Annotated in this window: 10 protein-coding genes; 2 read left to right on the plus strand and 8 right to left on the minus strand. The window is 62.7% G+C overall.

Features of this window, described 5'->3' with window-relative positions:
• Positions 1 to 13 precede the first annotated feature (13 nt).
• Complete coding sequence (locus OS914_RS03640; protein WP_267544704.1) at positions 14 to 529, minus strand: ArsR/SmtB family transcription factor; 516 nt, start codon at positions 527 to 529, stop codon at positions 14 to 16.
• 79 nt (positions 530 to 608) lie between these two features.
• Positions 609 to 1,820, minus strand: coding sequence for an acetoin utilization protein AcuC (locus OS914_RS03645; RefSeq protein ID WP_267544705.1), 1,212 nt, complete (start codon positions 1,818 to 1,820; stop codon positions 609 to 611).
• Between the two features lie 164 nt (positions 1,821 to 1,984).
• Here OS914_RS03645 and OS914_RS03650 point away from each other — a divergent pair, with 164 nt between their 5' ends.
• Positions 1,985 to 3,391: a TrkH family potassium uptake protein gene (locus tag OS914_RS03650; protein WP_267544706.1), complete on the plus strand. Its 1,407-nt coding sequence runs from the start codon at positions 1,985 to 1,987 to the stop codon at positions 3,389 to 3,391.
• Positions 3,384 to 4,076 carry a potassium channel family protein gene (locus OS914_RS03655; RefSeq protein ID WP_267544707.1) on the plus strand — a complete coding sequence of 231 codons (693 nt, stop codon included), beginning with the start codon at positions 3,384 to 3,386 and terminating at the stop codon, positions 4,074 to 4,076. Before OS914_RS03650 ends, OS914_RS03655 begins: the two co-directional genes overlap by 8 nt.
• Positions 4,077 to 4,088: 12 nt before the next feature.
• Here the strand turns inward: OS914_RS03655 and OS914_RS03660 are convergent, their stop codons facing one another.
• From OS914_RS03660 to trhO, 6 genes are all read right to left on the minus strand, one after another.
• Positions 4,089 to 5,138, minus strand: coding sequence for a glucose 1-dehydrogenase (locus OS914_RS03660; protein WP_267544708.1), 1,050 nt, complete (start codon positions 5,136 to 5,138; stop codon positions 4,089 to 4,091).
• A gap of 134 nt (positions 5,139 to 5,272) precedes the next feature.
• Positions 5,273 to 6,109 carry a pyrroline-5-carboxylate reductase gene (gene proC / locus OS914_RS03665; protein WP_267544709.1) on the minus strand — a complete coding sequence of 279 codons (837 nt, stop codon included), beginning with the start codon at positions 6,107 to 6,109 and terminating at the stop codon, positions 5,273 to 5,275.
• 322 nt (positions 6,110 to 6,431) lie between these two features.
• Positions 6,432 to 7,424 (minus strand): Ppx/GppA family phosphatase, encoded by a 993-nt coding sequence (locus tag OS914_RS03670; RefSeq protein WP_267544710.1) that lies wholly within the window; start codon positions 7,422 to 7,424, stop codon positions 6,432 to 6,434.
• Positions 7,425 to 7,553: 129 nt separating this feature from the next.
• Entirely contained in the window at positions 7,554 to 10,304 is a 2,751-nt protein-coding gene (gene topA, locus OS914_RS03675; protein ID WP_267544711.1) for a type I DNA topoisomerase, read from the minus strand.
• Positions 10,305 to 10,451: 147 nt separating this feature from the next.
• Complete coding sequence (locus OS914_RS03680) at positions 10,452 to 12,215, minus strand: DUF7059 domain-containing protein (RefSeq protein WP_267544712.1); 1,764 nt, start codon at positions 12,213 to 12,215, stop codon at positions 10,452 to 10,454.
• 29 nt (positions 12,216 to 12,244) lie between these two features.
• Positions 12,245 to 13,129, minus strand: coding sequence for an oxygen-dependent tRNA uridine(34) hydroxylase TrhO (gene trhO, locus OS914_RS03685; RefSeq protein ID WP_267544713.1), 885 nt, complete (start codon positions 13,127 to 13,129; stop codon positions 12,245 to 12,247).
• Position 13,130 lies beyond the last annotated feature (1 nt).

Raw genomic sequence — 13,130 nt, forward strand, 5'->3', positions numbered from 1 at the left:
CATTCGGGCGCGCTCAGTCCTTGCGGCGGCCGAATTTGGGCAGATTGGCGAACAAATCGGCAGCCTTGTAAGCGGCGCGCCCCACGCTCCGGCCCAGCTGCTGCGGCATTGATCCGTCGCCCTGCTGCGTCATTGACGGACCCGCAGCGGCAAGGACGGCGGGAGCCTCGGTCACGGCCGCCGGAAGAATCTGCCCATTGTCCGCTGCCTGCACCGGCTGCAGGCAGGGCCCGTCGGAGGAAGCGCCGTCGAGCGGCGGCGCCAGGGCCGCCCCATCGAAACCGGCGAGCCATCCGCTGACGAGGTGCAGACCCGTCGGGTTCAGCGCGTAGAAACGTTTTTGTCCCTCGGCGCGCATGGTCACCAGGGATGCCTCCCGCAGCACGCGCAGGTGCTTGGATATGGTCGGCTGGCTCGCACCAAGTTCGTCAACCAACTGGCCTACCGCTTTATCCCCCGCTTTGAGCGAATCCAGGATGTCGCGTCGGGTCACCTCCGCGATGACCGCGAAAACATCGTCATTCACCATGCCCCAACCCTAACGACATATGCGCCCAAGGGCATCCGTCGTGGCCGTTTTCGTTGGCCACATCCGGCCCGTAAATTTTTCAGTCAAACCACGGATCCAGACCATATAGCGGGAAGATCTCTTTCCTGGTGGCCATCACGGTGCGGTCCACGGCGTCATTGGGGTTATAGCCGACCTCCCACGAACGCCACCAGAGGTCGACGTCATCGCCCATCAATTCCGGCGCCGCACACCCGTACTGGTCCAGTACGTGGTCCCGCCATATCCGCGGCACAGCGGTTTTCAGCGGTAGCGCAACGCCGGTGGAGATCGCGATCAAATGGCTCCAGACCCGCGGGACCACACTGGCCACGTTGTAGCCGCCACCTCCGGTGGCGATCCAGCGGTTCTCGCATAACCCTTCGGCCAGGCGGGAAATCGCTAGGGCCGCCTCACGCTGAGCGTCCACGCTGGTATTCAGATGCGTCAGCGGATCGTCCCTGTGGGAATCGCAGCCATGCTGGCTGACGATCACTTCCGGCTTGAAAGCGGTCACCAGCTGAGGGACAACGGCATGGAAGGCGCGCAGCCAGCCGGCATCTCCGGTCCGCGGCGGAAGAGCAATATTGACGGCCGATCCCGGTGCATCAGGGCCACCGCTTTCATTGGCGAACCCGGTCCCGGGAAAGAGTGTCAGCCCGCTTTCATGCAGCGAGATGGTGAGCACACGGGGATCGTTGAAAAAGATAGCCTGTGTCCCATCGCCGTGATGAGCGTCGATGTCAATGTACGCCACACGACTCACCCCGCCGTCGAGCAAGCGCTGGACTGCCAGGGCGACATCGTTGTAGATACAAAAGCCGCTGGCTTTGTCCCGGTCTGCGTGATGCATTCCGCCGCCAAAATTCACCGCGCGCGCCGTCCTCCCCGCCAGGACAGCCTCGGCAGCGATCCATGACCCACCAGCGAGCCGGGCGCTTGCTTCGTGCATGCCAGCAAAGGCGGGATCATCCTCCGTGCCCAGACCGTGGGCAACGTCAGGATTTTCCGGGTTGTCACTGATGCGCCGGACCGCTGCAATGTATTCGTGGCTGTGCACGGTCTCGAGCTGGCCGTCGGAGGCCACCGGCGGCTCCAGCAGCACCACCGCGGGACGGTCGAAGAGCCCCAGGCAATCTGCCAGCCGAGCGGTCAGTGCCAGCCGGTCAGGGGCCATCGGGTGACCCGGACCGAAGTTATAGGCGGTCATCGCCTCGCTCCAGACTATGCTGGTCGGGACGGCCGATGGTGCGGTGCTGGCAATCGATGACATCCCTCACAGATTACCCAATCCGAGCGCAGCGCGCCGCCCGCATCGACACCGCAGTTCCCACGGCGGGTAGGAAAGGTGGTTAACTACTCAACGGAGCGTTTCCCGGCAGGGACCGTTCTTTTCTTGCCGGGCAGAACAATTATGCGGGGAGGGACGGGTCTTCGATGACGACAAACCGAGATGTCTGGCACCCGCCGAAGGATTCTGCCCGATTCGGCTTCACGGCCGTCCGCGATTTCGTTGATCGCGTGGCCAACAGTTCCCCCGCCCGGCTCACGCTGATCGTTTTTGCCCTGGTGATTTTGCTGTTCACGACACTGCTGTCGTTGCCCATCGCTGCCTCTGACGGCAAGGCCACTGCCTTTCACGATGCACTGTTCACAGCCGTTTCCGCCGTCTGCGTCACCGGACTTACCACCGTCTCCACCGCCCTGCACTGGACGTTTTTTGGCCAACTAGTCATTCTGATCGGGATCTTCGTCGGCGGCCTCGGCATTCTGACGCTGGCATCATTAATGGCCCTCACCGTCAGCAGGCGGCTCGGCGTACGCGGCAAGCTGATTGCCCAGGAAGCCATGAACGCCAGCCGGCTCGGCGAGGTCGGAACGCTGCTGCGAATAGTCATCACCACCTCCGTCTGCATCGAACTCGCGCTGGCGCTGATGCTGGCACCGCGTTTCATGCTGCTCGGCGAAAGTTTCCCGCAGGCAACGTGGCACGCCGTCTTTTATGCCATCTCAGCCTTCAACAATGCCGGCTTCACCCCGCACTCCGATGGCGTAGTCCCCTATGAAAACGATCTGTGGGTCTTGGTTCCCCTGATGCTGGGCGGATTCATCGGCAGCCTTGGTTTTCCGGTGCTCATGGTCCTACTCAGCTCCGGGTTCCACGTCAAACGCTGGAACCTGCACACGAAACTCACAGTCCAGGTTTCGCTCATTCTGCTGGCTGCCGGGGCCATTCTCTGGGGGGCAATGGAATGGTCCAACCCGGCGACCATCGGCCATATGGGGACGGGGGACAAGATCACGCACTCGATCTTCGCGTCCGTGATGACCAGATCCCTCGGGTTCAACATCGTGGATATGAACTCTATGAATTCCTCCACCATGCTGCTCTCCGATGCCCTGATGTTTGCCGGCGGCGGCTCTGCGTCAACGGCCGGCGGCATCAAAGTCACGACCCTGGCCGTGATGTTCCTGGCGATCGTGGCCGAGGCCCGCGGCGACAATGACGTGAAAATCTACGGCCGTACCATTCCACAGGGCACTCTCCGGGTGGCAATTTCGGTCATAATGATGGGCGCGACCCTTGTCATGGTGGCCACCGGTGCGCTGCTGGCCATCAGCGGACAGAGCCTGGACCGGGTGCTCTTCGAAGCCATCTCCGCGTTCGCCACGGTGGGACTGAGCACCGGGCTAAGCGCACAACTGCCACCGGCCGGGGTCTATGTCCTGTCCATCCTCATGTTTGCCGGCCGGGTCGGAAGTATCACGCTGGCCTCGGCATTGGCGCTACGGCAACGTCGTCAACTGTTCCATTACCCGGAAGAAAGACCGATCATTGGCTGAAAAAACCAGCTCCAGCTCCAACAACCGCCCCTCGCATAACGCACCCGTCCTGGTGATCGGCTTGGGCCGATTCGGCGCCTCGACGGCAGAACAGCTGGTGAAGCAGGGCCGGGAGGTTCTCGCGATCGAGCGCGATCCCGTCCTGGTGCAGAAGTGGGCAGGCACCCTGACCCACGTGGTTGAGGCCGATGCCACCAACATCGACGCCCTGCGCCAGCTCGGCGCGCAGGACTTTTCCTCCGCTGTCGTCGGCGTTGGCACCTCGATCGAGTCCAGCGTGCTGATCACCGTCAATCTGGTGGATCTGGGCATCGAGCACCTGTGGGTCAAGGCCATCACCCAGTCGCACGGAAAAATCCTGACCCGGATCGGCGCCAATCATGTGATCTATCCGGAAGCCGACGCCGGCGTCCGGGCCGCACACCTGGTCTCCGGACGGATGCTGGACTTCATTGAGTTTGACGACGACTTCGCCATCGTCAAAATGTACCCGCCGAAGGAAACCCAGGGATTCACGCTTGCCGAATCCAAGGTGCGGAGCCGGTACGGCATCACTGTAGTGGGCGTGAAATCCCCCGGCGAGGACTTCACGTACGCCCAGCCGGACACCAAGGTTTCCGGCCGGGATATGCTCATTGTCTCCGGTCACGTGGACCTACTGGAGCGCTTCGCCGCCCGGCCCTGATGGCCGCCGACCCTAGGTGGCCTTGATCTGCAGCACCACCTTCACATCCCCGTCGCCGTGCTTGAAAGCATCGGCGAACTGCGCCAGCGGAACTCGACGGGTGATCAATCGTCCCAGCCACGAGGCATCCGCCTTTCCCAAGGCCTGGACGGCTGCTTCGTAGTGCCGCCGGTTGGCATTTACGCTGCCAAAAACCACCTGGTTACCAAGGACCGCCTGGCGGTTCATGGCGCCGACATCGACGGAAGTTGTCTTTCCCGTGCTGGAAACGCCCGTCAAACAGGCGACCGAGTCGGTTGCCCCGCATGTCATCACCTCGATCACTACCGATGCCACGCCCGTGCATTCCAGCAGCACGTCGGCCTTGACTCCGGAGTCGGTGAGCGTATCCGTATGGTAGATGGCGCCGAGGTCGCGGACCAGGCCCGGCTTGGGTCCGTCGGTCACGCGATCGAAAACATGGACTTCCAGGCCGCGCTGGACCCCGAGCAGTGCGGCCAGCAACCCGACCGGACCGGCTCCCGTCACGACTGCTACCTGGGGATCGAAGAACGCCCGGGCGCCGATGCGGTCAATCTGCTCCCAGGCCTTAGCCACGATCGTGGTCGGTTCCAGCAGCACCCCCACGTCCGCCAGAGACTTATCCAGCCTGACCAGAGCACTGGGCTCCGCACGCCACTGCTCACGGGCAAAACCGTGTCGTCCTTTAATCCCGTGCTCGGTGTATCTGCCATTGCGGCACATATCCCACTCCCCCGCCGCGCAGGCCTTGCACGGCACCGGGTCAGGCCTGCGGACTATGCCGACCACCAGGTCACCGGGCGACAGGTCTGAACCCTCCGGGACCCGGAGTACACGGCCGATGTTTTCGTGGCCGAGCACCAGAAACGACGAGCCTTCAGGAGCCTCGCCGTACTGTGCGTCGACGATTTCCATGTCTGTGCCGCACAGCCCCACAGCCAGCCCTTCCACCAGCACTGATCCTTCTGCGTCAGCGGGCGCGGCTATGTCACGAAGCTCGAGCGAATCTTTCTTTCCCGGGACAATAGTCAGTGCTTGCACGGTGATTCTCCTTCTCGCGGGATCTTGCAGGGTCTTGCGGGGGCTTGCCGGATACGTCCGGTGTTATCTTCAGCATACTTACCAACCTTGGCAGGTCCCCGGCCGTCCGCCCAGGCTCCTGGGTGCATTTCGACCTAGCCGGCTGACAGTTCTGCGGTGATGGCCGCGGCGCGCGCAGCGGCGGCCTGGGCTCCCGCTGCAATAACGCCCGCCAGCCCCTGCGCCTCCAACGTCGCAATGGCTGCTTCCGTGGTCCCGCCGGGGCTGCTGACTCGGCGGCGCAGGACAGCGGGATCAGCCCCCGGCTCGGTAAGCATCAGGCCTGCGCCTGCGACGGTTTCCCGGGCCAGGATCCTGGCCGTGTCTTCATCCAGGCCAAATTCCTTAGCGGCGGCCGCAAGTGCTTCGGCCAGATAGAAAACGTAGGCTGGCCCGGAACCGCTGATGGCTGAAACGGCATTCTGTGCATCTTCCGGCACGTCCAGCACCACACCGGAGGAAGCGAAGACCTCATGTGCCAGTGCCAGCTGCTCCGCCGTCGTCGCCGGACCGGCAGAAAGCGCGACGACGCCGCGACGCACCTTCAGCGGAGTATTGGGCATCGCGCGAACCACCGGCTGACCCTGTGGCAGAACAGAGGACAGCTGGTCCAAGGACACCGCGGCCGCGACGCTCACCACCACGGTCCTAGCATCCAGCGCGGGTGAGATCTCACGGCACAGCTCGGCGATGCCAACCGGCTTCACGCCAAGAATCACCACGTCCGCAGCTTGCACTGCCAATGAGTTCGCGTCCGGCTCCTCCGCCCCCGCCAGCGCGGTGATGCCATAACGGTGCGCCAGTTCCTCCGCCCGTTCTACCCGACGAACGGTGGACACCACGGCCGCAGGCTGAAGCTCCGCCCCGAGCAGTCCGGCCAGAATGGCCTCGCCCATGGACCCGCAACCGAGAAATGCAATTCTTTTGATCATGCTGCCATCTTTTCATGCCAGCCAATCCTTGGGCAGACCTTGGCCTTCCGGTGAAAAATAGCTGCCAGTGTTTTCCCAGTCTTCGGACAGGTATCATCCAGAAACCCGCGCTAGAGTCGTAACTGCCTCATAAAGGTGCGAGTGATGCCGATTGGATCCGGCTAGTCCGGCTCCAATCACCGCGTCGGGGAGTTGAGCCAATGTTTCCCCCCAATCATTGGCTTACTGCTCCCCGACGCTTTCGCTTTTAACGCTTGCCCAAGATGGCGGCGTGTGAACGCCCCGCGTCGGCGCATGTTCTCCGCGGGTCGTCTGCAAATGCCTATCCAGCTGCAGCGAGGCTGCTGTCCTGCAGGGGAAGCTGTGTCGGATACTCCAGCGGACCAGCATAAATCAACTGATCCAGCCGGCGGAGGATCAGGCCCTCCCGCAGGGCCCAAGGACAAATCTGCACGCTGTCAACCTTGAACAGCTGCAGTGCGGCTTCCGCCACCAGGGCCCCTGCCAGAACCTGGTGGGCCCGGGCGGTGGAGACTCCGGGAAGATGAAGCCTGTCCGCGGCGGACATCGCGGTTAGCCGCTGACACCACAGGCCCAGATCGGACAACTGCAGATCCCGCCTGACGTACGGTCCCAGTGAACTTGGCGCTGCACCCGTAATTCGGGCCAGTGCCCGGAATGTCTTCGACGATCCAGTGACAAGATTCGGAGTACCTAGCGTGAGTGTCTGAGCCACCGGAGTCTTTAGCGTTGCGCGGATGTGCTTGCGCAGGTCTTTCACGCTCTTGGCTGAGGGCGGGTCCTCCGGCAGCCAGTCCAACGTCAGCCGCCCAGCCCCCAGCGCCACCGAATTGGCGATGCCAGGCAGCTCGTCCTGACCCATGGCGATTTCAAATGACCCGCCGCCGATGTCCAGGTTCAAGATTGTGCCCGCACCCCAGCCATACCAGCGACGGACAGCGAAGAACGTCATTTCGGCTTCTTCTTCGCCGGTCAGCTCTTGGAGCGTGATCGTGGTTTCGCGCTGCACCCTGGCCAGAACTTCAGCGCCGTTGGCTGCTTCCCGAATGGCCGAGGTGCAGAAAGCCAGTAAATCCTGCGCTTTGTGCTTGGCCGCAAACTCCCACGCCTCGAGCATGAATTCGATCAGTTCAAACTGGCCGGCTTCGCTGATGTTTCCGTCAGCATCCAGGTAACGCACCAAGGACAGCGAGCGTTTGTGGGAAGCAAAAGGCACCGGACGCGCGCCAGGGTGTGCGTCCACCAGCAGCAAATGGACGGTGTTGGAACCAATATCGAGGACGCCAAGACGCATAGACCCATTATTGCGCGTCCCGGCATCCTCGCGTTAACCGCCCCGACAGCTCTTGCGCGCACAGTGGTCTCGACGGACATACCTAGGCGGAAAAGGGCAGCGGCCGCTCTCATGCAGCGGTCCGCGGCCCTACTTCCTGGCCGCGACCTTACGCTTGGCAGGGGCCTTGGTGGCCCGCTTGACCGGGCCACGCTCGCGCTTGTCAGCCAGAAGCTCCACGGCGCGTTCGCGGGTGAGCTCCTCCATGGACGTATCCCGGGGCACCGTAATGTTCGTGACGCCGTCGGTAATATACGGGCCGAAGCGGCCCTCTTTCACGACAATAGCCTTGCCGGAGACGGGATCTTCGCCAAATTCCGCCAGCGGGGCCACCGCCGCGCGCACGCCCCGCTGTTTAGGCTGCGAGTAAATAGCGAGCGCGTCCTCAAGGGTGATCGTGAAGATCTCCTCTTCGGTGCCGATCGACCGTGAGTCGGTGCCCCTTTTCAGATACGGGCCAAACCGGCCGTTCTGCACCGTAATTTCATTGCCGTCCGCGTCGGCTCCGAGCACCCGCGGCAGGCTCATCAGTGCCAGCGCCTCATCGACACTGACAGTTTCAACCGTCATCGATTTAAACAAGGACCCGGTCCGCGGCTTAGCCTTCACGGGTTTCTTCGGCGGCTTTGGCTTGCCGTTCTTGTAGTACTCCACCGGAGCATTCGCCAGTTCCTCGGCTGTGGGCTCCGGGATGATTTCAGTGACGTACGCGCCGTAGCGGCCGTTCTTGGCCACCACCGAACGCCCGGTCGCAGGATCGGTACCGAGCACACGTTCCTCCGGCGCGGCGGTGTTCATCAGCTCCACGGCTTTCTCCGCCGTCAGCTCATCCGGGGCAAGGTCCTCCGGAACATTCGCCCGGGCGGCTTCGATGATCTCCCCGGTTTTTTCATCCAGGGTAGGGACGGAGCTTTCCAGATAGGGGCCGAATTTACCCACCCGCAAGGTGATCTCGTCGGTGATCGGAATGGAGTTGATTTCCCGGGCGTCAATTTCGCCGAGATTGTTCACGATATTCAGCAGCCCGGCATCATGGTCATCACCGAAGTAAAAATGCTTCAGCCAGTTGGAGCCGACCTCATCGCCCTTGGCAATGCGGTCCAGCCCTGTTTCCATGCCCGCGGTGAATTTGTAATCCACGTAGTCGGTGAAGTGCTGCTCCAGTAACCGCACCACGGAGAAGGCCACCCAGCTCGGCACCAGAGCCGAGCCCTGCTTACGCACATAACCGCGGTCCATGATGGTGGACAGCGTCGAGGCGTAGGTGGACGGGCGTCCGATATCCCGCTCTTCCATTTCCTTGGTCAGGGAGGCCTCCGTGTAGCGGGGAGGCGGGGAGGTCTCATGGCCCAGCGCCGCCACATCGGCGGCCCGCAGGGCATCGTTTTCCTTGACATTGGGCAGCCGGCGGTCAGCGTCCGATTCCTCGGCGCCACGTACCTCATCGCGGCCCTCTTCATACGCGGCCAGGAAGCCACGGAAGGTGATCACGGTTCCGGACGCGGAGAACTCCGCGTCCTGGTTGCCGGACGGGCCGGTGAAGGGGGCACCCAACCGGATGGTCGCCGTCGAACCTTTCGCATCAGCCATCTGCGAAGCAACGGTGCGCTTCCAGATCAGCTCGTAGAGCTTGAATTCGTCGCCTTTAAGCGCGCCGGCAACCTGCGCCGGCGTGCGGAAGGAGTCCCCGGCGGGACGAACCGCCTCGTGCGCCTCCTGTGCATTGGCGCTCTTGTTCGCGTAGACACGCGTGGCGGCCGGAACAAATTCGGCGCCGTACAATTCCGAGGCCTGCCGGCGGGCGGCATTGACGGCCTCGTCGCTGAGCGCGGAAGAATCCGTACGCATGTAAGTGATATAGCCGTTTTCATATAACCGCTGTGCCACCTGCATGGTGCTCTTGGAGGAGAAGCGCAGCTTACGTCCCGCCTCCTGCTGCAGGGTCGACGTCGTAAACGGTGCGGCCGGGCGTCGGGTGTAGGGCTTGTGTTCCATCGAACGAACGGTGAAATCGGCGCTTTCCAGCGCCGTGGCTATGGCCTTGGCCGATTCTTCATTCAGGTGGGCCACATTTTTGCCGGTCAGCTCACCGGCGTCATTGAAATCCCGACCGGAGGCAACGCGCTTGCCGTCCAATGCCGCCAACTTGGCCTTGAAGGCCTCCTCGGAGTTCACCGGCGTGAAGGAACCCGCCAGATCCCAGTAGGAGGCGGACCGGAAGGCCATCCGCTCACGCTCGCGCACCACCACCATCCGGGTGACCACCGACTGCACCCGTCCGGCGGAGAGCCCACGGGAGACCTTTCGCCAGAGCACGGGGGAAATTTCGTAGCCGTAGAGCCGGTCCAGCACGCGCCGGGTCTCCTGCGCGTCCACCAGATCCGTATCCAATTCGCGCAGATTGCCCAGCGCACGCTGGAGGGATTCCTTGGTGATTTCCGCGAAGGTCATCCGAAAGACAGGGACCTTGGGCTTGAGCACCTCGAGCAGGTGCCAGGCAATGGCTTCGCCTTCGCGGTCCCCGTCGGTTGCGAGGTAGAGTTCATCGGCGTCTTTGAGTGCCGCCTTGAGCTCAGCGACTTTCTTCTTCTTATCCGGCGAGACGACGTAATAGGGCTTGAAATTGTTGTCTATATCGACGGCGAACTTGCCGATGGACGTCTTCTTCAGCTCCGCGGGCAGGTCTGAGGGCTGAGGCAGGTCACGGATATGGCCGATCGATGCCTCGACCACAAACCCCTCGCCAAGATATTTGCCAATGGTCTTGCTTTTGGCCGGTGACTCGACGATGACAAGCTTCTTGCCGGTTTTCGCCTTGGCAGCTGTTGCCTTGCTGGGCACGGTACTCCTACATGGGACAGATTAGGTGGGCAGACTCAGCCCCCGAGAGCCTAGTTCACCATATTTTCTCACTCAACGCGCATTCGCGCTCCCAACGGAGTAGCAGCACATGTACTCAAATCACGTTTTAAGTGCAGGTGCTGCGACTCAGTTGGGAGGGCAGGGCAGGAGGAAACCGTCCCGGATTAAGTTGCGGGTCCCGTGCAGCAACCCGCTCATAAATTGGCCCTCCGCTCCGCCGTTTTCTGCGCTGCCGTTAGCCGCACCATGACCCGCGCTGCCGTTAGCCGCACCATGACCCGCGCCGCCGTTTTCTGCACCGCCGTTTTCTGCACCGCCGTCGTCCCGCCGGTCCAGAAACGTCGCCAGTGCCGCGATGATCTGCCCAACGGTAAGATCTCCGTCGCACACCGAGACGAAACCGGCCAGCTCGGTACTGAGCAGATTGGTCCGGCGCAGGCCGGCGCCCTGGCGCAGCAGGATCACCCCGGGGTGCTCCGCTCCGGGCCGCTGGTGTCGCTCCTCGGTGACGTCCGGGGCCACAATCAGCCGGGTCTGCGGCAGGGCATCCGGCGCCAGCCCGGCGAGCCAATCCGCGCGGTCAACGGCGGCACCCAGGTGCGGGCCGACGGGCTGTTCGATCGGGTACAGAATTTCCTCGAACCTGCTGATCCGTTCCGCGCCCTGCACCCCGTCCAGCGGGGCAGGACTGCGCAGCCAGATCAGTCCGAAACCTATTCCACTCACATCACGGGAAGCGAAGTCAGCCAAATAGGCCGCATAAGACCGCCCGTACAGCGCCAGATCGCGGTTCTGCGAGGCATCCTGCAGCCATGTTTCCGCATATTGGCCCGGGCTCACTTGTTCGCGCTGGATGAACCAAGCGTCGGTGCCCTCCCTGATCCAGGATTCCGGCGCCGCACTCCAGGACGCGCCGCTGGGAATCTCCCAGTTCCCCAGCAGCTGCGCTGTACCTCCCGCCGCCAGCACATCCGGCAATCCGCGGACAAGCGCTGCAACCAGCTCATCCCCGGCTAAGCCGCCGTCCCGGTAGGTGAACCGGTCAGCGGCATCCTCGATACTGCTCCGAGGCGTGATCACGAACGGCGGGTTGGAGATCACGAGCTCAAAAGTCTCCCCTGCCACCGGTTCCAGCAGGCTGCCCAGCCGTAGATCCACCCGTGCCTGCAGATTTTCCGGTTGAATCCCCAGCTGCGCGGCATTGAGCAGGACGTTAAAGCGTGTGAACGCCAACGCCCGGACGGAAATGTCCGTGGCCACCACATGCTGCGCGTGTTCAAGCAGATGAAACGTTTGTATTCCGCAGCCGGTCCCCAGATCCAGTGCAGTCTCCACCGGTCTGCGGACGATGCTCTGCGCCAGCGTCAGGGAGGCCTGCCCTATCCCGAGCACATGATCATGGCGAAGCACGCCCGGCCTCTGGTGCGCCGCAAGGTCGCTGGCCACCCACAGGTCGGTCCCGTGGCCGCCCTTCCCGTTGTTCGCCTCGTCTGCCGCGTTCGCTTGGGCCGGCCAACCGTACGGACGAAGGTCGACGGCGGCCCGCACGGTTTCGCAGTCGGCTACCGGACCGGCTGGTTCGATCAAGCGCAGCGCCAGCAGCGCTTCTACTCCGGTTTCCGGCAGCGCCGTGTTCACAGCTGCCCGCGGGATCGGCTCCGCCAACAGCCAGAGTCTGACGACGGCGGCCAAGGCGCCGTCGTCGTCCCTGGTTTTCAGCAGCGCCGGCACGGGCTGGTCCCGGGCAAACGCCGCGTAGGCTTCCGCCCCCAGCAGCGCTTCGACGCCGTCCACCGTGTACTTCAGCGCCGCCAAGTCCCGTGCCAGCGCAGCCAGAACTTGAAGATCATCGCTGGCGGTGGCAGCAGGAATATTGGAAAAATCGCTCACGCTTACCAGTTTATGGGCGGCTGCCGCAGCTAGTCAGCGCAGCCTTGCGGGCAGAGCAGCGTTGACTGATCCTCCGCGCAGGCAGCGCAATAGAGCGCCAGGTTCCGGCAGCTCGGATTGGAGCAATTTTCAAACTTGCTGGTCGGAGCGGCGCACCGGACGCACGCACCGATGGTCGCCGACTTTTCACTGAATTCCAAGTGCATGCGCTTGTCGAAGACGTACAGTGAACCGTCCCAGAGTCCCTCATCCTTAAAGGTTTCGCCATAGCGGACAATGCCGCCGTCGAGCTGGTAGACCTCGTTGAAACCGCGGCTGACCATGAGCGAACTGAGCACTTCGCAGCGAATACCGCCCGTGCAGTAAGTCACCACAGGCTTATCCTTCAGGGCGTCATATTTGCCCGAGTCCAGTTCTTTGATGAAATCGTGAGTGGTCGAAACGTCCGGGACCACCGCGTTTTTGAACTTGCCGATCTGCGCCTCAAAGGCATTGCGGCCATCGAAGAAGACCACATCCTCACCCTTCTCCTCGACAAGGTCATGCAGTTCCTGGGGCAGGAGATGGGTTCCGCCACCGACGACGCCGCTCTGATCCACCTTCAGCTCCCCCGGCGCGCCAAAGCTGACGATCTCGTCGCGGACTTTCACGCTCAGTCGCGGGAAGTCCTCCGCTGACCCGTCCGACCACTTAACGTCGATGTCGGTGAAGCCGGCATATTCTCGGGTGGTCTTGAGGTACGCCTTGACGGCTTTGATATCACCGCCGACGGTGGCATTGATGCCGTCCGGGGAAATTAGAATACGGCCGCGAAGACCCAGCTTCTCGCAGAGTGCGCGTTGCCAGAGCCGGACGGCCGCCGGGTCCGCAATGGGAGTAAACGCGTAAAAAAGGACAATCCGGTTCAGGGCCACA

This window comes from Arthrobacter endolithicus (assembly GCF_026627425.1).
Classification (GTDB): domain Bacteria; phylum Actinomycetota; class Actinomycetes; order Actinomycetales; family Micrococcaceae; genus Arthrobacter_M.

Excerpts from the sequence above, each read along its gene's own strand:
- OS914_RS03650 (WP_267544706.1), top strand. The coding sequence starts at position 1,985 with ATGACGACAAACCGAGATGTCTGGCACCCGCCGAAGGATTCTGCCCGA.
- OS914_RS03645 (WP_267544705.1), bottom strand. The coding sequence starts at position 1,820 with ATGTCATCGATTGCCAGCACCGCACCATCGGCCGTCCCGACCAGCATA.
- OS914_RS03640 (WP_267544704.1), bottom strand. The coding sequence starts at position 529 with ATGGTGAATGACGATGTTTTCGCGGTCATCGCGGAGGTGACCCGACGC.
- proC (WP_267544709.1), bottom strand. The coding sequence starts at position 6,109 with ATGATCAAAAGAATTGCATTTCTCGGTTGCGGGTCCATGGGCGAGGCC.
- OS914_RS03670 (WP_267544710.1), bottom strand. The coding sequence starts at position 7,424 with ATGCGTCTTGGCGTCCTCGATATTGGTTCCAACACCGTCCATTTGCTG.